Annotated in this window: 29 protein-coding genes; 10 read left to right on the forward strand and 19 right to left on the reverse strand. The window is 63.5% G+C overall.

Features of this window, described 5'->3' with window-relative positions:
* Position 1: 1 nt before the first annotated feature.
* Together CR492_RS05770 and CR492_RS05775 are read right to left on the reverse strand one after the other, a co-directional pair.
* On the reverse strand, positions 2-1,150 hold the full coding sequence (locus CR492_RS05770; RefSeq protein WP_102842797.1) for an AI-2E family transporter: 1,149 nt from the start codon (positions 1,148-1,150) through the stop codon (positions 2-4).
* 89 nt (positions 1,151-1,239) lie between these two features.
* Positions 1,240-1,788, reverse strand: a complete 549-nt coding sequence (locus CR492_RS05775) for a CDP-alcohol phosphatidyltransferase family protein (protein ID WP_102842798.1) — start codon at positions 1,786-1,788, stop codon at positions 1,240-1,242.
* A 152-nt stretch (positions 1,789-1,940) separates the two neighbouring features.
* On the opposite strand from CR492_RS05775, the gene purM reads away from it, so the two are divergent.
* Entirely contained in the window at positions 1,941-3,002 is a 1,062-nt protein-coding gene (gene purM, locus CR492_RS05780; RefSeq protein WP_102842799.1) for a phosphoribosylformylglycinamidine cyclo-ligase, read from the forward strand.
* Positions 3,003-3,015: 13 nt separating this feature from the next.
* Positions 3,016-3,672: a phosphoribosylglycinamide formyltransferase gene (gene purN, locus CR492_RS05785; RefSeq protein WP_102842800.1), complete on the forward strand. Its 657-nt coding sequence runs from the start codon at positions 3,016-3,018 to the stop codon at positions 3,670-3,672.
* A gap of 15 nt (positions 3,673-3,687) precedes the next feature.
* Here purN and CR492_RS05790 read toward each other — a convergent pair whose 3' ends face one another.
* Entirely contained in the window at positions 3,688-3,993 is a 306-nt protein-coding gene (locus CR492_RS05790) for a putative quinol monooxygenase (RefSeq protein ID WP_102842801.1), read from the reverse strand.
* Positions 3,994-4,095: 102 nt separating this feature from the next.
* Between CR492_RS05790 and CR492_RS05795 the strand changes: the two genes are divergently transcribed.
* Both CR492_RS05795 and CR492_RS05800 read left to right on the forward strand, forming a co-directional pair.
* Complete coding sequence (locus CR492_RS05795; protein WP_102842917.1) at positions 4,096-5,118, forward strand: GlxA family transcriptional regulator; 1,023 nt, start codon at positions 4,096-4,098, stop codon at positions 5,116-5,118.
* A 71-nt stretch (positions 5,119-5,189) separates the two neighbouring features.
* Entirely contained in the window at positions 5,190-6,134 is a 945-nt protein-coding gene (locus CR492_RS05800) for an aliphatic sulfonate ABC transporter substrate-binding protein (RefSeq protein WP_102842802.1), read from the forward strand.
* Positions 6,135-6,190: 56 nt separating this feature from the next.
* Here the strand turns inward: CR492_RS05800 and ndk are convergent, their stop codons facing one another.
* The gene (ndk, locus tag CR492_RS05805) at positions 6,191-6,613 is read right to left on the reverse strand and encodes a nucleoside-diphosphate kinase (protein ID WP_102842918.1); all 423 of its coding nucleotides are present in this window, start codon (positions 6,611-6,613) and stop codon (positions 6,191-6,193) included.
* Positions 6,614-6,763: 150 nt separating this feature from the next.
* On the opposite strand from ndk, the gene CR492_RS05810 reads away from it, so the two are divergent.
* Positions 6,764-7,681: a LysR substrate-binding domain-containing protein gene (locus CR492_RS05810; protein ID WP_102842803.1), complete on the forward strand. Its 918-nt coding sequence runs from the start codon at positions 6,764-6,766 to the stop codon at positions 7,679-7,681.
* A 72-nt stretch (positions 7,682-7,753) separates the two neighbouring features.
* Here CR492_RS05810 and CR492_RS05815 read toward each other — a convergent pair whose 3' ends face one another.
* Both CR492_RS05815 and CR492_RS05820 read right to left on the reverse strand, forming a co-directional pair.
* Complete coding sequence (locus CR492_RS05815; protein WP_102842804.1) at positions 7,754-8,290, reverse strand: carboxymuconolactone decarboxylase family protein; 537 nt, start codon at positions 8,288-8,290, stop codon at positions 7,754-7,756.
* The gene (locus CR492_RS05820) at positions 8,290-8,844 is read right to left on the reverse strand and encodes a peroxiredoxin (RefSeq protein ID WP_102842919.1); all 555 of its coding nucleotides are present in this window, start codon (positions 8,842-8,844) and stop codon (positions 8,290-8,292) included. The genes CR492_RS05815 and CR492_RS05820 overlap by 1 nt, the downstream gene beginning before the upstream one ends.
* A 396-nt stretch (positions 8,845-9,240) precedes the next feature.
* On the opposite strand from CR492_RS05820, the gene CR492_RS05825 reads away from it, so the two are divergent.
* Together CR492_RS05825 and CR492_RS05830 are read left to right on the forward strand one after the other, a co-directional pair.
* Complete coding sequence (locus CR492_RS05825; protein ID WP_102842805.1) at positions 9,241-11,121, forward strand: ABC-F family ATP-binding cassette domain-containing protein; 1,881 nt, start codon at positions 9,241-9,243, stop codon at positions 11,119-11,121.
* A gap of 295 nt (positions 11,122-11,416) precedes the next feature.
* The gene (locus tag CR492_RS05830) at positions 11,417-12,262 is read left to right on the forward strand and encodes a class I SAM-dependent methyltransferase (protein WP_245411984.1); all 846 of its coding nucleotides are present in this window, start codon (positions 11,417-11,419) and stop codon (positions 12,260-12,262) included.
* A 29-nt stretch (positions 12,263-12,291) separates the two neighbouring features.
* On the opposite strand, the gene CR492_RS05835 is transcribed toward CR492_RS05830, so the two are convergent.
* From CR492_RS05835 to mobB, 5 genes are all read right to left on the reverse strand, one after another.
* Positions 12,292-12,804, reverse strand: a complete 513-nt coding sequence (locus tag CR492_RS05835) for a hypothetical protein (RefSeq protein ID WP_102842807.1) — start codon at positions 12,802-12,804, stop codon at positions 12,292-12,294.
* A 71-nt stretch (positions 12,805-12,875) separates the two neighbouring features.
* Positions 12,876-13,055: a hypothetical protein gene (locus CR492_RS05840; RefSeq protein WP_146030184.1), complete on the reverse strand. Its 180-nt coding sequence runs from the start codon at positions 13,053-13,055 to the stop codon at positions 12,876-12,878.
* Between the two features lie 172 nt (positions 13,056-13,227).
* The gene (gene crcB / locus CR492_RS05845) at positions 13,228-13,623 is read right to left on the reverse strand and encodes a fluoride efflux transporter CrcB (RefSeq protein WP_102842920.1); all 396 of its coding nucleotides are present in this window, start codon (positions 13,621-13,623) and stop codon (positions 13,228-13,230) included.
* A gap of 60 nt (positions 13,624-13,683) precedes the next feature.
* Positions 13,684-14,964 carry a molybdopterin molybdotransferase MoeA gene (locus CR492_RS05850; RefSeq protein WP_102842809.1) on the reverse strand — a complete coding sequence of 427 codons (1,281 nt, stop codon included), beginning with the start codon at positions 14,962-14,964 and terminating at the stop codon, positions 13,684-13,686.
* On the reverse strand, positions 14,961-15,557 hold the full coding sequence (gene mobB, locus CR492_RS05855; protein WP_146030185.1) for a molybdopterin-guanine dinucleotide biosynthesis protein B: 597 nt from the start codon (positions 15,555-15,557) through the stop codon (positions 14,961-14,963). Before mobB ends, CR492_RS05850 begins: the two co-directional genes overlap by 4 nt.
* Positions 15,558-15,584: 27 nt before the next feature.
* Here mobB and CR492_RS05860 point away from each other — a divergent pair, with 27 nt between their 5' ends.
* From CR492_RS05860 to CR492_RS05870, 3 genes are read left to right on the forward strand one after another with little or no spacing between them, the layout of a single operon-like run.
* Entirely contained in the window at positions 15,585-15,884 is a 300-nt protein-coding gene (locus CR492_RS05860) for a sulfurtransferase TusA family protein (RefSeq protein ID WP_432431198.1), read from the forward strand.
* A complete protein-coding gene (locus tag CR492_RS05865; RefSeq protein WP_102842810.1) occupies positions 15,881-16,450 on the forward strand; it encodes a DUF2478 domain-containing protein in 570 nt (189 codons plus the stop codon). The genes CR492_RS05860 and CR492_RS05865 overlap by 4 nt, the downstream gene beginning before the upstream one ends.
* The gene (locus CR492_RS05870) at positions 16,447-17,175 is read left to right on the forward strand and encodes an NUDIX hydrolase (protein WP_102842811.1); all 729 of its coding nucleotides are present in this window, start codon (positions 16,447-16,449) and stop codon (positions 17,173-17,175) included. Before CR492_RS05865 ends, CR492_RS05870 begins: the two co-directional genes overlap by 4 nt.
* Here CR492_RS05870 and CR492_RS05875 read toward each other — a convergent pair.
* The 8 genes from CR492_RS05875 to gmk all read right to left on the reverse strand — a co-directional run bounded on the left by CR492_RS05875 (position 17,172) and on the right by gmk (position 24,623).
* Positions 17,172-17,534 carry a hypothetical protein gene (locus tag CR492_RS05875; protein WP_102842812.1) on the reverse strand — a complete coding sequence of 121 codons (363 nt, stop codon included), beginning with the start codon at positions 17,532-17,534 and terminating at the stop codon, positions 17,172-17,174. The genes CR492_RS05870 and CR492_RS05875 overlap by 4 nt on opposite strands.
* Before the next feature lie 50 nt (positions 17,535-17,584).
* Positions 17,585-18,784 carry an FAD-dependent monooxygenase gene (locus tag CR492_RS05880; RefSeq protein ID WP_102842813.1) on the reverse strand — a complete coding sequence of 400 codons (1,200 nt, stop codon included), beginning with the start codon at positions 18,782-18,784 and terminating at the stop codon, positions 17,585-17,587.
* A gap of 22 nt (positions 18,785-18,806) precedes the next feature.
* Positions 18,807-19,055 carry a zinc-finger domain-containing protein gene (locus CR492_RS05885; RefSeq protein WP_102842923.1) on the reverse strand — a complete coding sequence of 83 codons (249 nt, stop codon included), beginning with the start codon at positions 19,053-19,055 and terminating at the stop codon, positions 18,807-18,809.
* Positions 19,056-19,122: 67 nt separating this feature from the next.
* Positions 19,123-20,181 (reverse strand): glycosyltransferase family 4 protein, encoded by a 1,059-nt coding sequence (locus CR492_RS05890; protein WP_180982445.1) that lies wholly within the window; start codon positions 20,179-20,181, stop codon positions 19,123-19,125.
* A gap of 354 nt (positions 20,182-20,535) precedes the next feature.
* Complete coding sequence (locus CR492_RS05895) at positions 20,536-21,576, reverse strand: CgeB family protein (protein ID WP_102842815.1); 1,041 nt, start codon at positions 21,574-21,576, stop codon at positions 20,536-20,538.
* A gap of 124 nt (positions 21,577-21,700) precedes the next feature.
* Positions 21,701-22,270 (reverse strand): D-glycero-alpha-D-manno-heptose-1,7-bisphosphate 7-phosphatase, encoded by a 570-nt coding sequence (locus tag CR492_RS05900; RefSeq protein ID WP_102842816.1) that lies wholly within the window; start codon positions 22,268-22,270, stop codon positions 21,701-21,703.
* Positions 22,271-22,356: 86 nt separating this feature from the next.
* Positions 22,357-23,499: a glycosyltransferase family 9 protein gene (locus tag CR492_RS05905; protein WP_102842817.1), complete on the reverse strand. Its 1,143-nt coding sequence runs from the start codon at positions 23,497-23,499 to the stop codon at positions 22,357-22,359.
* Positions 23,500-24,011: 512 nt separating this feature from the next.
* A complete protein-coding gene (gmk, locus tag CR492_RS05915; protein WP_102842924.1) occupies positions 24,012-24,623 on the reverse strand; it encodes a guanylate kinase in 612 nt (203 codons plus the stop codon).
* Between the last annotated feature and the right edge of the window lie 7 nt (positions 24,624-24,630).

Genomic DNA, 24,630 nt, shown 5'->3' on the forward strand with positions numbered 1-24,630 from the left:
GTCAGCTTGTTTCCTTGAACGAGCCGCCTGGAGCCTCGATCAAAATCTTGGACCCCGGCCCTTCGAGCTCGGTGTAGAGCTTGCTCGAACGATAGCGCCGGACCGCAAAGCGCAGGATGACCCCGAAGGCGGCGGCGCAGGGCACGGCGATGATGAGCCCGGTAAATCCAAACAGGCTGCCAAAGGCCAGCAGCGCGAAAATCAGCCACACCGGATGAAGGCCGACCGATCCGCCGACGAGCTTCGGCGACAGAATATTGCCTTCGAGAAACTGGCCGGACACGACGACGCCAATCGCCATGATCGTCAGCCGCCACTCCGGCCAGCCCTGCACGATGGCGATGACGGCGGAGAGCACGAGGGCCGTCAGCGAGCCGACATAGGGAATGAAACTCAAGAACCCGGCGGTGATGCCGATCAAGAGCCCGAAGTTGAGGCCGATCAAGGACAGGCCGACGCCGTACCAGAGGCCGAGAAAAAGACAGACCAGCGACTGGCCGCGCAGAAAACCGGCCAGCGCCGCATCGATCTCGCGGGCGAGCTCGCGCACCGTGCCGCGATGGCGCAGCGGGACCAGGCTATCCACTGTCGCGATCATCTTGTCCCAGTCGAGCAGCATATAAAAGGCGACGACGGGGGTCAGCACGAGAAGCGACACAACGCTGATCAGCGCGGCCCCGCTGCTCCAGATCGACTTGACGAAAGCGCCGGCCCATTGCGCCGCCTGATTGACGAGATCGCTCGTCGAATTGCGCAAATCCGTCGAGGTCTCCTTGCCGAACCCGAGCTTTTCGAGGATCGAGCCGCCATGGTCCTGTGCGAACCGCGCGCCGAAGTCGGCGGCGAGATCCTCAAGCCGGACGGCATAGTCCGGCAGCGCCTGAAGGAAGCTCGACAGCTGACGCCAGAACGCGGGCATGACAAGCACCAGGATCAGGGCAAGGATCAGGATGAATCCCGCCATGATGAGCAGGGTCGCGCCAAGCCGGTTCAACCCCAGCCGTTCAAGCCGGTCGGCGACGGGATTGAGCAGATAGCCGAGCGCCAGAGCCGCGGCGAAGGGAAGCAGAACCCCGCTGAACAGCCACAACAGCAGCACGAATAAAACGAGCGCGCCGAGCCAGAAGCCGATCTGCCATTCGAGGCGCATGAAACTGTCCTTCTCCTCAATGCGATGACGGCGAAAGCCCCTCCGCGCCCGCCCGCTCGGAGGCGCGGCTCGCTTGCTCCGGCGGCGCCTCAGGCGCTCATATGCCGGATCCACCGATTGAAATAGGCTCCGAGCGAGGCAAGCGCGAGCGCTGCGACGATATAAAGCGACGCGTCGAACCAGGCTCCCTTCGAGACGCCGAAGGCCTCGACGCTCAGCACGAGCGCCGCGAACAGGATCTGCGCCAGCGTGTTGAGCTTCGAGATCCAGAGCGGCCTGACCTTCAGGGGCTTGTCAAGAATGCGCGCGATCAGAAAGGCGCCGACGATCATCACATCGCGGGCTACCACGATGATCGCGATCGTCGCCGGGATCGCGCCAACGATGGCGAGCGTCACGAAGATCGAGACGAGCAGCGCCTTGTCGGCAATCGGATCGAGATAGGCGCCGAGTTCGGTCCGCCAGTTGAAGGTCTTGGCGATCCAGCCGTCGAGCCCGTCGGAAATGCCGGCGACGATAAAAGCGATGCAGGCTTCCTTCCAGCGCTGCGCCGTGATCAGCGAAATGATGACCGGCACGAGGATCAGGCGGCCGAAGGTAATGAGATTGGGCAGGCTGCCGAAACTGTAAAAATCCATGCGCTTTGTCGGTGAGCTTCTCGTTGGGCGAAACCTATCATGCGGCGAGGCAAAATCACATGCCGCAAGCCGACGTGCGACCGGACTTCGCCGCCTGCTTGCTTTGCCGCGCCGGAGAGGCTAGCCGTGGACCCTCACAGGCCGGACGGACGATGACCGACGAAACCAAGTTGACCTATGCCGACGCTGGCGTCGATATCGACGCCGGAAACGCCATGGTCGAGGCGATCAAGCCGCTTGTCAGGGCGACGCGAAGGCGCGGCGCCGACGCCGAGATCGGCGGCTTTGGCGGATTGTTCGATCTCAAGGCCGCGGGCTTTATTGATCCGATCCTCGTCGCCGCCAATGACGGCGTCGGCACCAAGGTGCGGATTGCGATCGAGACTGGCGTCCATGACACCATCGGCGTCGATCTCGTCGCCATGTGCGTCAACGACCTCATTGTCCAGGGCGCCGAGCCGCTGTTCTTTCTCGACTATTATGCGAGCGGCAAGCTCGACGGCGGCGCCGCCGCCGCCGTGGTCAAGGGCATCGCGAATGGCTGCATCGAAGCCGGCGCCGCCCTGATCGGGGGCGAGACCGCCGAGATGCCGGGGCTTTACGCCGGCGCCGACTATGATCTTGCGGGATTTGCGGTCGGCGCGGTCGAGCGCGGCGCGCTATTGCCGCGGAGCGATATCGCGGCGGGCGATATTGTGCTCGGCCTGCCCTCCTCGGGCGTCCATTCCAATGGATTTTCGCTTGTCCGCAAGATCGTCGCGGCGCGAACGCTCAGCTGGGACGCGCCCGCGCCTTTCGCGCCCGGCCAAAGCCTCGGCGCGGCGCTGCTCACGCCGACGCGCATCTATGTCAAAACGCTGCTGCCGCTGCTGCGCGCCGAGGCGGGCGTCAAGGGGCTCGCCCATATCACCGGCGGCGGCTTTCCCGACAATCTGCCGCGCGTGCTGCCGCAGGGCCTTGGCGTCGAGGTCGACCTTTCGGCGATCGCGGTCCCGCCCGTGTTCGCGTGGCTGGCTGAGGCCGGAAATGTCAGCGCGGCCGAAATGCTGCGGACGTTCAACTGCGGCATCGGCATGGCCCTGATCTGCGCGGAACGCGACGCCAGCGCGCTTCTATCAAGCCTTCGCGCGGCCGGCGAACAGCCGGTCACGCTCGGCCGCGTCTCTCTCGCCGGGGCCGAACGCGTGACCTATTCCGGGCGCCTTTCGCTTTGACGAGCTTTTCGCTTTGACGACATGGCGCAAGCGCACGGCCGTCCTCATTTCGGGACGCGGCTCCAATATGCAGGCGCTGGTCGAGCGCGCGCGCGAGCCCTCGTTTCCGGCTGAAATCGTGCTGGTCCTGTCGAATCGGCCGGAGGCCGCGGGCCTCTCCTTCGCCAAATCGCAAGGGATCGCCTGCGCCGCTGTCGACCACAAGATCTACGCCGGGCGCGAGGAATTCGAGCGCTCGATGCAGGCGCTGCTCGAGCTACACCGGATCGAGCTCATCTGCCTTGCCGGCTTCATGCGGCTGCTGACGCCCTGGTTCATCGGGCAATGGCGCGGACGCATGCTCAACATCCACCCGGCCCTCCTGCCCGCCTATCGCGGCCTCAACACGCATGAGCGGGCGCTCGCCGATGGCGTCAAGATTCACGGCTGCACGGCGCATTTCGTCGTTCCGGCCATGGACGAGGGGCCGATCGTCGCACAGGCGGCAGTCGCCGTGCTTGACGACGATACGCCGGCGACATTGGCGGCGCGCGTGCTGGAGCAGGAGCATCTCATCTATCCGGGCGCGCTGGAGCGGCTGGCGCGCGGGTCGCTGCATGTCATCGGCAATCGGGTGTTTTGCGACGACGGGACAGAGGCGCCGAAGGCGCTGCGCAATCCCGCCGACTAAATAAGGCTGACCCGCTCAGCTTTGGCCGAGCTTTGCGGCCAGCACGTCGACTTTGTCGATGCGCGGCGGTTCGGCCAGCAACTCTTCCGCGCGCGCCATCAAAGCCGCGGCGATGGCGCCATTGAGATGCGCCTCGCGCCCATGCTCGTCGGCGAAGGCGTCGAAGATGCCGAAGCTTTGCGGCCCGAAGCGCAGAGCGAACCAGACCGTGGTCTCCGGCTCCGCATTGGCGAGTTGCAAACCGCTTTCCAGAAATGTCTGCAAGGCCTCCGCCTGCCCCGGCTTGGCTTCGAGGCGCACAAACAAAGCTAATCGGACCATTTACTTTTCCTTCTTGCAGCGATGAAACGAACGCTGTCTTTTTAAGCCACTGCGGGCCCCTTGCCGCTTGGCGAGATCGCCAAACTTGTTATCATTCTCGCCATGATCATTTATCTTTTGGCGCTTGATGGCGTATTCGACACGGGTCTTGCCGCGCTGCTCGACGCCTTCGGGGCAGCAAACGACCTCTCGGGCGCAGCGGACATTGCGACGGCTCCCTTCACGGTCCGCATCATCGGCGTCCGCAAGCATGTGAAAACAGCTCAAGGCCTCATCGTTCCTGTCAGACCGTTCAGGGATTCGCCGCCGCCAGACCTTGTCATCGTTCCAGCGCTCGGAACGAAGACGCCTGAAACCCTGCTGGCCGCCATGGAGCGCAAAGACGTCGCCGAGGCGCGCCGGTTGCTGCGGGCCTTCGCCGGACAAGGCGCCGAAATCGCCGCCGCCTGCACGGCCACTTTTCTCCTCGCCGGGGCCGGGCTGCTCGACGGCCTGCCGGCGACGACGAGCTGGTGGCTCGCGCCCTTATTTCGCGCGCGCTATCCGCAGGTCGATCTCGACGAATCGCGCATGATCGTGGAAACCCGGCGCCGGATTACGGCGGGGGCGGCGCTCGGCCATCTGGATCTTGCTTTACGCGTGATTCGCCGCGTCAGTCCGGCGCTCGCAGCCATCACAGGAAAATATCTGCTGGCCGATCCGCGGCCCTCGCAGGCCGCCTTCATCGTCCCTGACCACCTCGCGCATAACGACCCGATCGTCGAGCGTTTCGAACGCTGGGCGCGAAGCCATCTCGCCGATGGATTTTCGCTGCCCGCAGCGGCGCTCGCCATAGGCTCGAGCGAACGCACTTTGGCGCGACGGCTGCGCAGCGTCCTTGGCAGGTCTCCTTTGTCGTTTTTCCAGGATTTGCGCGTCGAGCGCGCCACGCATCTTCTGCAAACAACGAGCGATAGCGTCGAGCAGATCGCGGCGCAGGTCGGCTATGCCGATGGCGTCACGTTGCGCACGCTGCTGCGGCGCAGGACCGGCCGGAGCGCCCGCGATCTGCGGCTGCGCGACGCGTCGCACGAACCAGAATCGCGGCCCCGCGCGGCAGGCAATCCTGTCTCCACAAATATTTGACTATTTCTATAGACTAAGATTGAATATGGCCGCCTCGCCAGCTGCGCGACGCCACGTCAAGGAATCCGCCTATGTATCGCAGACATTTTCTCAGCGCCGCCCTTGGCGGAGCGATCGCCGCGCTAGCCGTCAAAGCGCAAGCCGCCGCATTGAAGGAAATTCGCATCGGATTTCAAAAGGCGGGCGTTCTCTTCGCATTCAAGCAGCGCCGCACGCTGGAGTCGGCGTTCGAAGCGCAGAACATCGCCATCAAATGGATTGAATTTCCGTTCGGGCCGCCGATCCTCGAGGCGCTCGCCACGGGCAGCGTCGATTTCGGTTTCACCGGCGATGCGCCGCCCATCTTCTCGCAGGCGGCCGGGGCCGATCTGCTTTATGTCGCAGCCCTGCCGAAGAATTCGATCGAGGGAATCGTCGTGCGTGAGGATTCGCCGATACGGACCATTGGCGATCTTAAAGGAAGGGCGATCGCCATCCCGAAGGGTTCGAGCGCGCATAACATGACGATCGCCGCGCTGGAGAAGGCCGGGCTGTCGTTTGGCGATATCAAGCCGGTCTATCTCGCGCCAGCCGATGGATTTGCGGCCTTCTCCCGCGGCAGCGTCGACGCATGGACGATTTGGGATCCCTATTTCGCGCTCGCCCAAAAGGCCGGCGCCCGCGTCGTCGCGCTGAACACCGAGGTCGAACAGCCCTCGCAATTCTTCCTCGCAGCCAGAAGCTTCGCGGAGCAGAATCCACGGACGCTGAGCCAGCTGATTGACGTCTTCGCCGGCGAGTTTGCCTGGGCGCGCGCCCACCGCCCCGAACTGGCGCAGGCCATTCATGATGCGACGGGCATTGACGAAGAGGCGATTCTCAAAGCCGTCCAGCGCGCCGACCTCGATGTCGTCCCGCTGAATGACGCGATCGTCGCCAATCAGCAGGCCGCGGCCGATCGCTTTTTCAGGACCGGCCTCATTCCAAGAAAGATCGCCGTCCGCGACATCATCTGGACCTGGACGCCAAGCTCCTGAGCGCGGTTTGAAAGCCCCGGCGGCGAGGCCGGCTCAAACAGCCTAACTACCGCCGATCAGCCGACGATCTCGTTGCCCGAAAACCATTGCGCGATCTCGATCGCCGCCGTTTCCGGCGCGTCCGAGCCATGGCCGGAGTTTTCGCCGACCGACAGCGCGAACTCCTTGCGGATCGTTCCGGGAGCCGCTTTGGCCGGGTCGGTCGCGCCGAGGACGTCGCGATAGGCCTTGATGGCGTTCTCGCCTTCCAGCACCTGCACCACGACCGGGCCAGCGGTCATCGTCTCGACGAGCTCGCCGAAGAAGGGGCGCTCCTTGTGCACCGCATAAAAGGTTTCGGCCTGCGCCGTGGTGATCCGAACGCGCTTCTGGGCGATGATCCGCAGCCCCGCCTTTTCGATCAGCGCATTGATCGCGCCCGTCAGATTGCGCCGCGTGGCGTCGGGCTTGATGATGGAGAAAGTGCGTTCGATCGCCATAAGCGAAAAATCCTTGGAGAGTTGGGGGGAGAAATTGGCAAGGCAAATTCGAGGGCGCTTATAGAGGCGCGCCGCCGCCGCCGCAAGCCGCCCTCCCGCGCCGCTCACGCCGCGATTGAATTGCGCGGTCAGGATTGATATTCGAGTTGCATGAACCTGCGCGACCTTCGCTACATCATCAAAGTCGCCGATCTCAAGCATTTTGGCCGCGCAGCCACCGCCTGCCATGTCAGTCAGCCGACGCTGAGCGGCCAGATTCTGAAGCTCGAGGAAGAGCTTGGCGTCGCCATTTTCGAGCGGGTCGGCAAATCGCTGACGACGACCGCCGCCGGCGACCTCATCCTCGCCCATGCCCGGCGCGCGGTCGCCGCCGCCGACGATCTCCTCGCCTGCGCCAAGGCGAGCCGCGATCCGATGGTGGGGCCCCTGCGCCTTGGCGTCATCCCGACGCTCGCGCCCTATCTGATGCCCTTCGTGCTGCCGCTCGCGCGCGCCGCCATGCCGCTGACGCCGCTGGCGCTGGTCGAGGATTTGACCGAGCGTCTGATCGACCTTGTCGCGCAAGGCGATCTCGACGCAGCCCTGATCGCCTCCGATCCCGAAAGCGAGACCCTCTCCGTCGTAAAATTGTTCGCCGAGCCGTTTTTCCTCGTGCTCGCGCGCGATAACCCCCTCGCGGCGCAAAACGAGGTGAACGCGGCGGCGATCGATCCGCAGCAGCTGCTCTTGCTCGCCGACGGCCACTGTCTGCGCGATCAGGCGCTCGATCTCTGTTCAAGCCCGCGGCGCAATGAAGGCGATTTGACAGACATGCGCGCGACGAGCCTGCAAACGCTGCTGCATATGGCCGCGGCGGGCTATGGCATGACGCTGATCCCCGCTCTGGCGCTGATCGAGGAGTCCCGCCTGCCCGGCGACCTGACGGCGCGCCGGCTCACAGGACCGCATACGTCGCGGACGATCCGGCTTGTGTCGCGCCCGACCCATCCGCGCCGCGTCGCCATCGACGAACTGGCGCGGCTGATCGTCCAGAGCGTTCCGGACAAGCTGACCGCCCTATCGAAATGAACGGCTCCAGAACGCGTGAAGCCCGCTTGGCCGTTTGGCCAGCGGGCTCCATTCTTGACTTAATGTCCGACGTTAAGCGTAGGCCGGAAGCTGCGCCGCCTCGAGAGCGATCGCCGCCGACTGAACGATGGCGGCATAACGCACCGCCGTCTGGATGACCTCCTGGGTCACGCCGGCGTCGGCCAGAACCTTCTCATGCGCGTCGATGCACATGCCGCAGCCGTTGATCGCCGAGACGGCGAGACACCAAAGCTCGAAATCGGTCTTCGGCACGCCCGGAGAGCCGATCACGCCCATGCGCAGCTTCGCCGGCATGGTTTTGTAGACCGGGTTCGAAGCGAGATGAACAAAGCGGTAGTAGACGTTGTTCATTCCCATGATCGTCGCCGCGGCGCGCGCGGCGTCGCGCGCTTCGGGGGTGAGATGCGAGGCTGCCTCGCGATCGAAAGCTGCGGCCACCTCGGCGTTTCGGCTTGCGAGCGCGCAGGCCAGAAGCAGACCATATTTGGTCTGCTCCTTGAGACTGTCGTCATTCGCGATCGAGCCGAGGTTAAGGCGCACATCCTTAGCAAAATCAGGAAGTTGCGCCTTGAGGCTATCAATCGACATTAAGCCGCCTTGAGAACGTCGCCGCCAACCTCGCGGTTGCAGGGGCAAAGCTCGTCCGTCTGCAGCGCGTCGAGAACGCGCAGCGTATCCTTCGGGGCGCGGCCGACATTGAGGTTGGTCGCGTAAATATGCTGGATCACATTGTCGGGATCGACAATGAAGGTGTAGCGATAAGCGACGCCGGCGGGCGAGCGAACGTCAAGACCGTCCGTAAGTGATCCATTTGTGTCTGCAAACTGCCAGATTGGCAGCTTGGCAAGGTCCTTGTGATCACGGCGCCAGGCGAGCTTGACGAATTCATTGTCGGTTGAACCGCCGAGGACGACAGCGTCGCGATCGGAGAACTCTTCGTTGAGACGCGCGAATTCGGCAATCTCGGTCGGGCAAACGAAGGTGAAGTCCTTCGGATAGAAGAAGATAATCTTCCATTTCCCAGGAAAGCTGGCCTGCGTGATTTCTTCGAAGGCGCTTTCGCCATTCTCTTCATGCTTCTCGAAGCCCGGCTTGACGCCGGTCACAGAAAATTCGGGAAGCGTTTCGCCGATACGGGCCATCTTTGCTGTCTCCTTGTAGAGCATGACTATCGATATGAAGATTTATTACCAAACGGTTCCCCGCGTCCAATCGTTCATGCAAATCGACAGGATCGCCAGAACCAATATTGCTGCATCGCATGAAACGCGTTTGCTTACGCGGGCGCTGGGCTCAAGATGCAAAACATGTGCGACCTTTGCCTTGACCCTGAATGCGCAAGGCGCGGCCGAACTCCCCGCGCCGCGGACGAATGCGCAACCTGTTAGAATTGCTCTAACTCCACCGTCACAATCTAGGCTCGCGCCCCTCGGGGCTCCACGCGACATTGCGTCGCAGCAATTTGCGGGGCCGGCCGCGCCGCTTCCCTGTGTGGCCGTCCTCCTTGCATTGCAGCGCAACTCAGGCGAAAAGCGTCGATGCTTCACATCAATGACGTCACGCTGCGGCTTGGACCGCGCGTTTTGTTCGACAAGGCCAGCGCCGCCTTGCCCGACGGATCTCGCGTTGGCTTCGTCGGCCGCAACGGGACCGGCAAGACGACGCTGTTCAAGATCATTTCGGGCGAACTCCACGCCGAATCGGGCGAGGTCTCCTATCCGCGGCAGATGCGCCTTGGCCGGGTCGAGCAGGAGGCCCCGGGCGGTCCGCAATCGCTGATCGATTTCGTGCTCGACGCCGACGTCGAACGCGCCGCGCTGATGCGCGAGTCAGAGACCGCCACGGACCCCGGCCGCATCGCCGACATTCATTTGCGCCTGGTCGACATCGACGCACATGCGGCGCCCGCCCGCGCCGCCGGCATTCTGGCCGGCCTTGGCTTCGACGAGCCGGCGCAGCTCAAACCCCTGTCGGAGTTTTCGGGCGGCTGGCGCATGCGCGTCGCCCTCGCGGCGGTGCTGTTTTCCGCGCCCGACCTGCTTCTGCTCGATGAGCCAACCAATTATCTCGATCTCGAGGGCACGCTCTGGCTGATCGACTATTTGCAGCGCTATCCAGCGACCATCCTCGTCATCAGCCATGACCGAGACCTGCTCGACGCCGTCTCGGACCACATTCTGCATCTTGATTCCGCCAAGCTGACGCTCTGGCGCGGCAATTATTCGAGCTTCGAGAAGCAGCGCCGCGAGCAGCAGGCCATTCTTGTGAAACACAAGAAGAAGCAGGACGATCAGCGCAAACATTTGCAAGCCTTCGTCGACCGGTTCCGCGCCAAGGCGACCAAGGCGGCGCAGGCGCAATCGCGCCTCAAGATGCTGGCCAAGATGGAGCCGATCGCGGCGATCGTCGACGGGCACATCCTGCCCTTCTACCTGCCCTCGCCGGCAAAGCCGCTCAATCCGCCGATCGTCGCCATGGATGACGCCAGCGTCGGCTATGGCGAGACGCCGGTGCTGCGCCGCCTCTCCCTCAATATCGCCGAGGATGACCGCATCGGCCTGCTTGGATCGAACGGCAACGGCAAATCGACCTTCGCCAAACTCGTCGCCGGGCGGCTGTCGCCCCTTTCCGGCGTCGTGCGGCGCTCGTCAAAACTCGATGTCGGATTTTTCGCACAGCATCAGGTCGACGATCTCGACGAAAAGGCGACGCCCTATCAATGCGTCGCCGACCATATGCGCGACGCCACAGAAGCCAGGATCCGCGCCAAATGCGCCCAGTTCGGCTTTCCGAACGTCAAAGCGGACACAAAAATCGCCCAGCTCTCCGGCGGCGAGAAGGCGCGGCTGCTCATGGGTCTTGCCGCCTTCAACGGGCCGCATCTCCTGATCCTCGACGAGCCGACGAACCACCTTGATATCGACAGCCGCGGCGCCCTGATCGAGGCGATCAACGATTACGAGGGGGCGGTGATTCTCGTCTCGCATGACCCCCATCTGCTGGAGGCCTGCGCCGACCGCCTCTGGCTCGTCGCCGACGGAACGGTGACCTCTTTCGACGGCGACGTCGACGACTACAAGAAATTCATCCTTGATCGCACCGGCGGAGGGTCCGGCAAGGGACGGAAAGAGCGTCAGGCCAAGGGGGACAACGCCCCGCGCGAACCTGCGCCCATCCGCGTCAAGGATCCCGGGCCGCTGAAGAAACGCATCGCCGCGGCCGAGGACAAGATGCGCAAATTCCAGGATCTCGCCGAGCGCATCGACAAGGCGCTGGCCAATCCGGAAAGCTTTGCCAAGGATCCTGCCAAGGCCGCGCAGCTTTCCGCCCAGCGGGGCGAATTGGAAAAGGCGTTGCGCGCCGTCGAAGAAGACTGGCTTGAACTGACCGGCCAGTTCGAAGCGGCCCAGACGGCGTAGCCTCACCTCGGCAAACATCGCGACAAACTGAGTTTTCGGGCGCGCCTTGCGGCGCGCGCGGGGAAGCACGTCTTCGAAGCGGGTCAATTTGACGTGGGATTTATTCCCACGTAGTATATTTATACGACTGGAGCGTTCCACATCTGTTTCAAGAATTTCATGACCACAAAGGACTGAGAACTTGGCAAAAAACAACACGAACAATTCTCGGTCCCCTCGTCATGCTGACTTCGTGTTGGAAAATTTAATCTCTCCAAGAGCCTGTATCGACTGGTCGCAAAAGATGCCGACCGACTTGAATATCGAATGGACCGAGGCGATCGAGGCGAACGTCCGTTATTTCCGCAATCCGCTTTGGCTGAAAAGCTATTTCGATCATGTGCATCGTGACGCCGGCTTCAGGGAAAGATGGATCGCGGCGGCAGGCGTGCTGGACGACAGGATCGTCGTCGATGTCGGCTGCGGACCCGGTAATGTCTTTGCGACCCTCGGCGGCCGGCCGCGCAGGCTGATTGGAATCGACGTCGCCTCCGAGGCGCTGGAGCATGCGCGCCAGCTTGGCTATGATCCGCTCCTCGCCGACGCTCAGAACATGCCGCTGTCGTCCGGGATCGCCGATCTCGTCATCGTCAATGCGAGCCTGCATCATTGCAACGACATGTCGGCCGCCTTGAAAGAGGCGGCCCGGCTTGTCGCGCCGGGCGGGCTGTTGGTCACTGACCATGATCCGCAATTGAGCGCCTGGAATTTCAAGGGGCCAGGGAAATGGCTCTGGGATCTTCGTCTGCGCCTTTATCATTGGGCGAAGATTGGCTTTCACGCCTCTCTCGAAGAACAATCCGTCGCGCTCGCTTCCGAAATCCACCATCGGCCCGGCGACGGGGTGACGCGGCATTTTTTCGAATCGACGCTTAGGCCGCTTGGCTTTGACGTTGAAATTTTTCCCCACAACCATCGGCTCGGCGCCAACGTCCTGCACGGTGGATGGGGAAAAGCAGATTTCAAATACCGGCTGGGACAACGCCTGTCGTCCATTGAGCCAGACGCGCCTGAAGCGGCGTTGTCCTTGATGTGCCGGGCGCGACGGCGTCTGCCGGGCGAGTCTCCCCTTGATCGACAAGATGTCGAGGCCGTGATTTGAAAATGGCGCCAGTCGCGCGCCGCCCCCGTCTAGTGCCAGGTCGTTTGCGGCAGCACTCGTCCGGCCCGCCCGATGCGGGTCAGGACTCCCTCCAGCGGCGCCAGAACAAACTGTTCCGCCTTGAGCGCCCGGCCCAGCGACCGGCTTGCGCCAAGCAGGGCGCGCGCATCGTCGATGCCGACGAGTTCGGCCGCGGCCAAAAGCTCCTCATGGGCATGGCCCTGCTGCGAGGCGGCGACGAGGTTCAAGACCCAATATTCATCGCGGCACAGGCAGCGGCAAATATCTGGCAGCCAACCAATCGGCCGCCGCGAGCTCTGATTGAGGATGCGCGTGAAAAGGTGGAATTCGGCGTAAAGCGCCTTGCCGACCTCCGGCGCGACATAGCGCAGGAGCGCGTCCCAGGCGCAATCCCAGCAGAACATGTCGCGGGTGGCATAGCCCGCCATCCAGTAGCGGTATTGCGCGAAGAACAGATGTTCCGCGGGCGCGTCGGCGTGCTGGCCCGCGACTTCGGGCGCATGGGTTTGATGTTCTGACATTGGGGGAAGTACTTTCATGGATCGAGGTCAAGGTTCGAGACATGGAATTGACGTTCAGAAGCGCGCGGCTTTCAGGCGGCGGCCCGCTCTGCTTCCTCGGCGAAAGCGGCGACCCAGTCTTCGGCCCGTCTGCGCAGGCATTCCTCGACGCAGGATCCGACATAAACGGCCTCAAGCGCGGAGACGCAGCGCGCAATGAGGTCGCCGGATTTTTGAGGATCTTCGGCGGCCCAGGCGGCAGCCGCAGTCATCAAGATTTGATTTATTCTATTTCGCTCATTGGCAAGGTCGCACATAGTATCCCTCCGCTTCTGGACGGATATCTATTTTAATCATGTCTTTCTTTGCTGCAACAAGGATGTTTGATATCTATTCTAATTCGCGATCATCGAATGCGTGGATCGAATAGACTGCAATGGAGCCTCAGGCGCCCTTCATCTGATTGATCGCCATGGCCGCGACATGGCCGAGCCAGACGGCAAGAAGGCAAAGCGCGACGGAGAGCGCGATGTTGCCCCCGGCGCGAATCATTTCGCCCTGGCGCATCAGATTCAGCGTCTGCAGGCTGAAGGAGGAAAAGGTCGTGAAGCCGCCGCAGAGGCCGATCATCACGAACAGGCGCGCTGATTCGCCGACGACAAAACGCCCCTCGGCTCCCGTCAGGGCCGCGAAGAAGCCGATGACGAAAGAGCCCGACACATTGATGAGGACGGTGCCCCAGGGAAAGATCCCGCCGGTCTGTTCGGCGACGAAGCCGGTGACCCAGAAACGCCCTGCCCCGCCGAGCGCGCTGCCGATCATGATCCACAGATAATTCATCGAGCCCCTCAGCATCATGCCGAAAAGTTGCAGTTTTCGGACCAGATGATGCTCTGAAAACTAGCGTATCAGGTCGTAGTCAATGAAATTCACGCGGTCGCCCGGAGCGATCTCTACGGTGTCTTCCGCCAGATCGACGAAGCCGCGCGTTCGCGTCAGCGAGGTCAGCACCGCCGCGCCCTGGCCGGCGTATTTTTCGGCGGTCAGTTCGCCCGAGGCGTCGCGAGAAAGGCTCGCCCGCAAAAATTCACGCCGTCCAGCCTTTTTCCTGTAGGCGAAACCCGAGATCACGGGGACGGCTAGCGGCGGGTTAAAACGGGCGCCGGACAAAGCCGCGATGAGGGCGCGCGCAACGAACACGAAGCCGATGAAGGCCGCGACCGGATTGCCGGGCAGGCCGACAAAGGGCGCGCCGTCGATCACGCCCATCGCCAGCGGCCGGCCAGGCTTGATCGCGAGACGCCAGAAATGGAGGGAGCCCTGCTCGAGGATCGCCGCCTTGACATGATCCTCTTCGCCGACGGAAACGCCCCCCGAACTGACAATGAGGTCGTGGCCTTTCGCCGCCTTGTGCAGCGCTGCGGCGATCTGCGCCTTGTCGTCGGGCAGAATACCGAGATCGGTCACCTCGAGGCCCTGACGGCGCAGCAGCGCGCCAAGCAGAAACCGGTTGGCGTCGTAGGCGTCGGGCGCGCGCAGCGCCCCTTCCATGCGGGGCCGCGCGGGGCAGACAAGTTCGTCGCCGGTCGAAAAGATCGCCGCCTTCAATCGGCGCCGGACGGTCAGCCGATCGAGGCCAAGCGCGGCGGCAAGGCCGATGTCTTCGGGCGCCAGCCTGCGTCCTGCGGCGAGAGCGAGCGCGCCGACATTGATGTCCTCGCCGCGCATTCGTCGATTGTCGCCGGGTTTGAGGCCAGGCGGCAGGATGACGCGGCCGTCCTCCGTGAGGCGGCAATCTTCCTGCATGAAGACCGTATCCATCCCGGGCGGGATCATCGCGCCGGTGAAGATCCGCACGGCCTTGCCGGAGAGATCGCCGCCGCCCACGGGATCGAAAGAGCGCCCGGCCGCCATTCTGCCGCCGATCGGCAGCACGCTCTCGCACGTCGCCGCAAGATCCTTGTAGGCGATCGCATAGCCGTCGACGGCCGAATTATCGAAGCCCGGCAGAGCTAGCGGCGCGATCAGATCATGCGCCAGGATGCGCCCGTCGGCCTCGAAGATCGAGATGGTCTCGACGTCAGGCGTCGCCGGCGCCCGCGCCGCCAGCCAGGCGGCCGCCTCCTCGATCCGCATCGGCTTCTCGCCCGCCGCGAATATATCCTTGCCAAGCTGCGTCATCGGCCGCTTTCAGGCGCGCCGCCGCGCGCGAGCGCGGCGAGCGTCGCCTCGACCGGCTCGGCGAAGCGCAAAACGAGGTCCGCCGCCGCCGCAATATCATCGAGATCGGCGTGCGGCAGCGGGCCGGCGCCGGCGGGATCGTCGCTGATCACCGCGACGATGCCCGGATCGTCGGGAAAAAGCGGCGGCTTTGCATTGGCGGCGCGGCTGACCTCGATTTTGACATGGGCGTCGCGCTTGAACCCCTCGATCAGAACGAGATCGACCGGGCTCAATCGCGCCAGCAGCTCGGAAAGGGGCGGCTCGCGGCAATCGCGGATCTCATGCATCAGGGCGAAGCGTTTGCCGGAGGCGATCAGGACTTCGCTGGCGCCGGCCTCGCGGTGGCGATAGGAATCCTTGCCCGGCTGGTCGATGTCGAAGGCGTGATGAGCGTGTTTCAGCGTCGACACATGAACTCCGCGCGCGATAAGGTGAGGAATGAGCTTGACGATCAGCGTTGTCTTTCCGGCTCCGCTCCAGCCCGAAAGTCCGATCACGCGCATGCGCGCCGTCCTTTCAGGCAGGCGCGCGGGCACGGGACAGCCGGCCATTCTGTGTTATTCCTCATGGAATATAGCATGCAGATCGTCTATCCTACCGAAATTCCCGCGCCGGCCCGGAGCCAGCAGACGCGCATGAGCACCGATTCCGCCGCAACCTCGCTCGACCTCAGGGGCCTTGCCTGCCCGCTGCCCGTGCTGCGCACCGCCAGGGCGTTGCGCAAGCTCAACGGCGGCGACCTGCTCATCGTCGAATGCACCGACCCGCTCGCCTCGATCGACATTCCCCACCTCATTAACGAGACAGGGGATGCGCTCGAACGTCAAGACCGCCGCGCGGACGCGCTGATTTTCCATATCAGGCGGAAGCGCTCATGAGCGACGAGAATCGCTGCGACATCAAGACCCTCGCCGCGCTGGTGTTCGAGGACGGCGAGCTCGCCAACAGGATCGTCGAGGCGTTTGTCGCCGAGCTTTCCGCCGCGGGCTACAAGCTTGGCGGCGTGATCCAGATCGCTGATGCCACGCAGAGCTGCGACTGCCGCGACACCGAGCTTCGCAATGTCGAAAGCGGCGAGACCTTCTCGATTCTTCAGGACCTCGGCCGGCAATCGCAATCCTGCCGCGTCGATCCGGGCGCGATCGCAAGAGCCGCCGTCGAGATCGCCGGGGCCCTCGAGCGATCCCCCGATCTTCTGTTCATCAATCGCTTTGGCAAGCTTGAGATCGAGGGCAAGGGCCTTTACGCCGAAATCGGCGCGGCCGCCATGGCGGGCGTGCCGACGCTCGTTTGCGTGCCGATGCGTTTTCTGGGGGCGTGGCGGGACTTCACCATGGGCCTCGACGAGGAGTTGCCTTGTTCGGCCGAAGCGCTGCGGCGCTGGTGGAGCGCTTTCGCCATAGAAGGCGCCCTCGCGCCGATCCGGTTTGGCGCGGCGTCTTGAGCGCATATGAGCCGCCTCGCATTGAAGAAGTCGACGAGCTGATCTTCAAGATCGAAGACAGGGGCTGGGCCTTTGCAAGCGATCAGGCGGCGGCGATCGACCGTCACTGGCAAAAGCTGCGCGAGGCCAATTCGCATCTTTTCAACGGCCGCGTCTTTCTGAATTTCGAGCGCGTGCTGGAGAGGCGGAACGATCGGCGGGTTTTGTCGGGCGTCGCCGCCGCGGTCGATTTCAAGGCGTTCCTGGCCTGGCGCGATTTCGGCTTTCCCGATGTTAAGACGCGCAATTGCTTTGCGATGGCGGCGCTCGTCTCGGCTGACGGCGCCTTCATGCTCGGACGCATGAGCGACTCGACCGCCAACGCCGGAAAAATCTATTTTCCGGCCGGCACGCCCGACCTCAGCGACGTCGTCGGCGACCAGCTCGACCTTGAGGGCAGCGTCGCGCGCGAATTATTGGAAGAGACCGGAATCGCGGCGGATGAAGTCGCCTTCGATGCCGGCTGGCGCGTCGTCTTCGAGGGGCCACGCATCGCCTGCATGAAGATCACGCGTTCGCCGCTGGCCGCGTCGGAAATCGAGGCGCGATTTCGCGCTTTCGCCCGGACGCAAGAAAAGCCCGAGTTTTCCGCGCTGCATCCGGTGTATTCAAAAGAGGATCTGGTCGAAGGCAGGATGCCCGACTTCACGCTGCGCTATCTGCGCAGCGAATTGTCGAAAGCTTAAGCCCGGTAGCCGTGCTTCGTCTTGGTGGCGCGCAAGATGCCAAGCGCCTCGCCGTCCTGGCCCGCGGCGCAAGCGCCCGCCGCGCGCGACAAATCGGCGGCCATCGAATCATAAACTGTACGGTTGACGTTGCCGGTCTTGACGTCCGACCAGATGACTTTCTGGAAGTCGTTCAACGGGCCGGAGCAGGAGGCGGCAGCTGGCAAGGCTGGCCAGTTCGGCGGCGAGGGCATTGTCGGGGCGCCGGAGGATGGCGCGGCGGCGACCGGCGCGGAATAAGGGTCGCGCGCGATCTGATTGCAGCCTCCAAGCGTCGCCGCTACGCCAAACAACAAACCCGCCAGGATAATCCGCTGCATCTTCAACTCCGCCGGAGAGACGCCCCAATTTCACCGGCCATTCCCGCCTGTCAAGCGGCCTCGGCGCGATACAGCCAGTCGTAACGCGCAAGCAGGCGCTCCCCGCCCATCGCCCGCAAGGCAAGATCGCGCGCAAAGGCGGCAGGTCCGGAAAGATGATAGATGCGTTCCTGCGCGCGCGATTCGAGCTGCACGCGGCTCGCCCGGGGAAGCCGGCTGGCGCCATAGGCGTTCAGCGCGCCCGCAATGGCGCCATCCGCCCCCGCTGCGCCGAGAGCCGCGCCTAGCGCGTCAGCGTCCTCGATCGCCTGCGCCGCGCCCTGAGCCAGGAAGGGCAGCATCGGATGAGCGGCGTCGCCAAGCAGCGCGACGCGTCCCGCGCTCCAGCCCGGCAGCGGGTCGCGGTCGTGCAGGCGCCATTTGCGCCATTCGCCAGCGCCGGCGAGCAGAGCGCGCGCCGATTCATGCCAGCTCTCGAATGTCGCAGCGAGTTCGGCGGGATCGGCGGCGTTCGACCAGAACGGTCCCTGATCGGCCGTCCCCTGCTCCTGCGCGACGATGGCGACGACATTGACGACGGAGCCGCCGCGCAAGGGATAATGCACGAGGTGCGCCTTGCGCCCGAGCCATAGGCGACTTTCCGGGGCGAGCGCCTCGGGTGGCGCGCGATCGGCCGGAACCAGCGCGCGCCAAGCGGCGCGGCGGGACATATTGAGCGCGTCATTGCCGCCAAGAAGCCTGCTGCGCACGAGCGACCGCGAACCGTCGGCGCCGATCAGACAATCGCCGGCAATTTCAAAGCGCGTCATTCCCTTGCACAGCGCCGCCGTTACGCCGCTTGGCCCCGATGCGAAGCCGGTGAGGGCGACGCCGGTATGAATCGCGATCGCCGGGTCGCCAGCTGCGGCGTCGAGCAGCGCGCCCTGCAGATCGGCGCGATGGGCGAGAAGATAGGGCGCCCCCCAGCGGCTTTCGGCCCGATCGAGCGGCATAAGCGCGAGCGTTGCGCCGTCGCGCGCGCGCAGCACCCGCACGGCTCTTGGCGCGAGACTCGTTTGGCCGAGCCTTGCGAGCACGCCGATTCGGCGCAGGATCGCGGTCGCGTTGGGCGAGAGTTGAAGCCCGGCGCCGACCGCCTCGATCACCGGCGCGGATTCGAAAAGGCTGACGCGCCATCCCGTTGCGGCAAGGCAAAGCGCGGCGGCGAGGCCGCCGATCCCCGCCCCGGCGATCAGGGCATGTCCGGACATTTATGAAAAAGCCGGCGAGGCGTTAGGCAGCGGCGGATTGGGGATCGAAGACGCATTCGACCGGCTCGCAGGGCCCGCGCAGCGAGGCGTCGAAGACATAGAGCGTCGAGCAATAGGGGCAGATCGCTTCATCGGCGTCGCCCATATCGATGAAGATATGCGGATGGTCGAAGGGCGGCAGCGCGCCGACGCACATAAACTCCCTCGCGCTGACGCGCACGCGCGCGACGCCAGGCTGATTGTGGAAATGCGGCGTCGCATGAGCGGCCATGATCTCTTGATCCCGTTGTGAAAACAGCTGAAGCATAAAGGGCGACGGACGGCTTGAACAGGCCCGGTCAGAATTTGAGCTGTGAGTGGCGGCTGGCGACCGCGCCCTCGCCTTCAGACGCGCCGAGTTCGTCGAGAATAGTCGAAAGATCGACGCGGAAATTGGCGTTGAGATATTTTGCCTCGACCTTCTGGCGCCCGCGCTCGCCCATCTCCCGCGCGAACGCAGGCTTCGACAACAAATCATAAAGGCGCGTCGTCAGCGCGGAAATATCGGCAGGATCGACCACGAAACCATCGACGCCATCCGACACGACTTCGCTCGCGGCGCCGTGGATGCTGCAGATGACCGGCAAGCCATATTGCCAGGCCTCGAGATAGACGATGCCAAACCCCTCTTTGTCGGACGGCATGGCGAAGACGCAGGCCGAAGCATAGGCCGCCTGCAGGGTGTTGACGTCGACGAGACCGCGGAAGGTGACCACATCGTCGACGCCAAGCTCACGCGCAAGCGCTTCAAGTTCTGGACGCAGCGCGCCCTCGCCGATGATCTCATAGGACACGCCCGGCAAAAGCTGCCGCAAGGCGGCGACGGCGGCGATCGTTTCATGGACGTTCTTGGCGCGTTCGCCGGCGCTGAGGCGCGTCACCGTGAGGATCGAGAAGGGTCGGCGCGGCGGGGGCGCAAGCGGCAGCTCGATATGATCGACCGCATTCGGCAGAATCCGGAATTTTTCGATCGGAACGCCGAATTCGCGGCTCATCACGGCGGCGGTATAGCGGCTCACGGAAACGATCCGCGTCACCGCTTTCAGGAACAGATGTTCGGTCAGCTTGCGGGGCCGCTTTTGGCTGTTCCAGGCCTCAAAACCATGCACGAACAACACGATCGGCAGACGGGGACGAAACAGCCGGACGGCGATCGCGAGCGGCAGCAGGTTGATATGGCAGACAAGGAGCGTGTTCGCCTCGAAGACGGCGCTCCAGAAAGCGCCCGCGAAAAATGCGAGCCTTGATTTTGGCGCGACCAATTCGACGCCCGGAAGCGGGGGGATCGCCACATGGGCGTCGTCGTCGACAAAGGCGCGCACCGGCGCCTCACCGGCCTCGACGGCGCGGCGGCCCAAGTTCTGAAACAACCTGCGATTGAAGCTTTGTAGCCCCCCGACCTTGGAGTAGGTCTGGAGAGCGCATGCAACAGTGCGATTCTTCGTAAACGCCGAATGCGATTTGTTTGCGTTTGCGCCGATGGTCAAACACTCCGCAGGTCTGTCGAACATACCCATGCATTAAGCTGCGGCGTTACGAGCAAAGTGGAACAGCATTTTCTTTAGGTCTTTTAAAAAGTTATCATGCCCGTAAATGCCGCGCCATAGTCGCCGTCATTTTTGATTTCCCCGGCTTACCCGCAAACTGCGACTCCGCGCCGCGGCGCTGAAACTTCGGCCGGCGCGAAGCGGCGAGCGATCTGGCCGAAAGGCTCAAGCGTCCGCCTTCGTCTCAAGCGCGGCATCGACGATCTTCCCCAGCAGCTCCTCATTAAAGTCGCCGTTCTGCCGCACGCGCCGGCGTCCGGCATCGGCGATCTCCTTGATGCGGTCGGGCTTTTGCAGCAGCGCCAGGCAGAGGTCGGCGCATTCGTCGGGACCGTCAAAGAATATCGCCTCCTCGCCGTCCTTGTACATTTCGAGATGGTCGCTCGTCCGTTCGGCGCAAAACAATGTGCCGATGGCCGGGATCTCCAGGCTTCTTGTAGTGTGCAGATCCTCATTGCCCTTCGACAGGAGGCCGATCGCGATGGAGGCGCCGCTGATCGCCTTCACATAATCGCGACCATTGAGGGGGCCAAGCACAACGTGCGCGCGTATTGCGTCATACTCTGCCGCCTTGTTCCACCGTGGACCGTATATCCGCAATGGGACGCCGCGTTCGATCAAGCGCAGCATGAAAGGACCGCGCTCGGCCATCCAGGTGCCGACAAAAGCCACTTTAGCGGCATAGCGCGCGCGATCCGCGTCCGATAGCGACATTGGCTGATGCACGGCCTCGTCCGCCGCGAATCGGACTTCAAGAACGCGCCTCGCCCCGGCCCGCTTCGCCGGCCCGACGCTCGAATGGCGCGGCGTGACGACAAGATCGTAATAGGGCAGCGCGTCAAGAAAGAGACGCCATTTCCGCCCATCGCGCGGAACATAAGGATTATCCTGGTTGTAATTGACGACGACCCTGGCGATTTTCTTCAACCGCTTCACGCTGGAGGCGTTGACGAGATCGCCGTGATCGACGAACGCAACGTCGAACGTCTGGCCGGCGATATGCTGGAACAGCCAACGCTCGGCGATCCAGTCGAGGCCGAGACATCCGGTGCGAAAGATCCAGGCGTCGGTCAGGGCCATCGGCGCGGGCAAATTGTCGAGCGGAAGACCGACGTCGGCGACAAAGACGTCGTGACCCAGCCTGCGGAAGGCGTCGATGCGCTGGATCGCCGTTCCTTCTTCCGGCCCGAGGTACAAGATTTTCATCGATTTCACCAAGGAATGACCGAAGAGAATGCGCGGCGAGCGCCGACGCAGCAGACGATGGAAAAGGCGCTCACGCCAACAAACTCGTGCTCCATGTTCCCGCCCGTCCCCGTCGCGGCGACCCCTAAAGATCGTTCGCCGCAACCTCTTGCAGCGCCAGAAGACGGTCGATCTCTTCGCTTGCCGCCACGAGATCGCGACAGACCGGAACGCCCTGCCCCCGCGCGCGCTCGGCGTCGAGATAGCCGTGCCCCGTGACGACAAGAAGACCGGCCGCTCCGACCGCCGCAGCGAGTTCGACGTCGGACCATTTATCGCCGATCACGAACGACCGCGCCGGATCGAGATGGAGATCTCGCGCCGCTTCCTGGATCATGCCCGGCGCGGGCTTGCGGCACGCGCAATCCTCACCCGGCCCATGCGGGCAGCGATACCACCCGGCGATCTCGACGCCCTCGCGCGCGAGCAAATCCCTGACCCGTTCCTGCACCGCGTCGGCCTGTTCGACCGAGAAATAGCCGCGTCCGATCCCCGATTGGTTGGAGACGACGACGAGGGGAAAGCCCCGCCGCGCCATCGCCTTCAACCCGTCCACGGCGCCGGGCAACAACCCGACCTGGTCTGGATCCGATGGATAATTCTTCTCGATAATGATCGTCCCGTCCCGATCGAGAAAAATCGCTGGCGAAAGCATGCGTAATCCTTGAGCTTAAGCTGTCAAGCAACAATGGGGCCAGTGCAAATGGCCCTCTGCGAGCATCGGCGGCGGGCGGCGGCGCGCTACGTCCCGGCCTTCGGCGCGCCGGCCGGAATGGCCGGCAGAACGTCGCGCACCTCATGAGCCATCTCCTCGACGCGAACCTTGTCGATGCCGTCGAGGCGATGAATGATTCGATGGTTTGGCCCATAGGGATGCCAGCGGCGCGGTCGATTCAGCGCGCCGAAAGGCGCGACGCAGGTCACGCCCATTGCGGCGGCAAGATGCATCGGCCCCGAATCATGCCCGACAAACAGGCTCGCCCGCGCCAGCGCCGCGGCGCTCTCACGGGGCGCAAGCCGTCCGCAAGAGTTGACGACAATTCCCGGCCATCCCGGCGTCACCTTCTCCACCGCTCCGGCCTCGTCGGCGGCGCCAAGGAACAACAGCCCATAGCCGCCGTGCGAAGGGGCGAGATCCTTCAGCAGACGGCGCCAGTTCTCTTCGCCCCAATGATTGGCCGCAGATTTGCCGCCCATATTAACGCCGATGAAGCGGCCGCCGAGGAAAGGCGCGAGAGCCCTTTCTCCCGCCTCTTTTTCCGCGTCCGTGACCTTGAGATCCCAGTTCTTGCGGTCGTCGAGATCGATCGGTCCCAGCTTTCGGAGCGTGCGCGAAAGACGCACGCTTTCCATCGTGCCAAAACCTTCCGCGTCGTGAATGAGGATTTGGAGGTCATTTGCGAGCGGAGCGCCGATGATGCGCTTGATGCCGCTGAAACGGAAAAACAGCATGTCGCGAATGACGAGCAGGCGATTAAGCCGCGGCGTCAGATAGACTAGCGTCGTCGCCTCGAGAGACTTGAGGCGACGCGACAATTTCCACATTTCGCGGATAGAGCGCGTCTTGATGGGATAATCGACGACGCCATGAATGAGACCAGAGCCGCCCAGGATCAGTTCGAGCGCGGCGGCTTTTTTGGAGACCGGGACATTGGTCAACACATAGCGCTCGGCGTCGGGAAACGCCTCCGCCAGCTTGTGGAAACAGGGCAATGCGACAACCGTGTCGCCGAGACTGCCGATTCGGTAGATCAGGATGCGCTGCTTGGCGTTGCCCTCGCCTTTGCCGGGAGCGGCGTCCGGCTCGGCCCTTCCCTGATAAGTCATGAGCGCCCCGGGATCATCGACGGTGACTTTGTTCAAGGCGTCGACCTCGTTCGGCATGATCGCGAAGATCCTTTGTGTTGTTCGCCAGCCCCTGCTTGCAGGACTTCGCCGCGAGCTTGCTATGCGCGCGCAAGCCGCGCAAGCCTTGAGCAAAACCCCGGACGCGCCGCGTTGTTCGATATTCTCAGGCTTCGGGCTGCACGGCCCCGACCCGGCGCCACGCTGCTCGCGCCTGTTGATCCTCTTGACTGATTTTTTTGGCTGCGGTCCGAACCGCCGGTCTGGAGACCGATATTATAACCCGGCACGCCGCGCCATTGACCGCGCGTCACAAGCTGTCGGCTGAATTTGCCTATCATAATCCGCGCTTGAAAAAAAGCGTGGCCGCAAGCTTGGCGGCAGGCGTTTCGCGCGCTTTGAAGGGTTTAGACGCCAGCGCTCGCGTCAAAGATGCACATCTCGCCCACAGGGTTGATTCCCGCAAGCTTCGCCTCTGCTTATGCCAAATCGACGCGACAATCCGCCACACAATGCGCCCGGCGCCGCGTCGCCTCGGCCGGCGCGATGGGTTATTCCTGTTGCAGCAGGCCTTCGACGAAGGCGCCGATCGCCTGCGTCGAGCGGGCGGCGCGGCTGCGTTCGGCGGTGACGATCGCCGCGAGGTCCCTGAACGCGCCCTGCAGATCGCTGTTGACCAGCACATAATCATACTGCGTCCAGCGGCGGATCTCGTTGCGGGCGTTCTCCAGCCTCTTGGCGATGACGTCGGGCGGATCTTCCGCGCGGCGTTCGAGCCGGGCGCGCAGCTCCTTCATCGACGGCGGCAGAATAAATATGGTGACGACATCGGCGCCAGCCTTTTGGCGCACCTGCTGGGCGCCCTGATAATCGATATCGAACAAGACATCGCGGCCCTCGGCGAGCACTTTGTCGACCGGCTCGCGCGGCGTCCCGTAACAATTGCCATGTACCTCCGCCCATTCGAGCAATTCGCCGCCATCACGCATCGCTTCGAATTTCTTGCGGGAAATGAAGCTGTAGTGAATGCCGTCGACCTCGCTCGAGCGGCGCGGCCGGGTCGTGACCGAGATCGACAGAGTGAGATCGAGCTCCTTGGTCTGCAGCAGCATGCGCGTCAGCGTGGTCTTGCCGGCGCCGGAGGGAGAGGACAGGATCAGCATGAAGCCG

The organism is Methylocella silvestris (assembly GCF_002891535.1).
Lineage (GTDB): Bacteria > Pseudomonadota > Alphaproteobacteria > Rhizobiales > Beijerinckiaceae > Methylocapsa > Methylocapsa silvestris_A.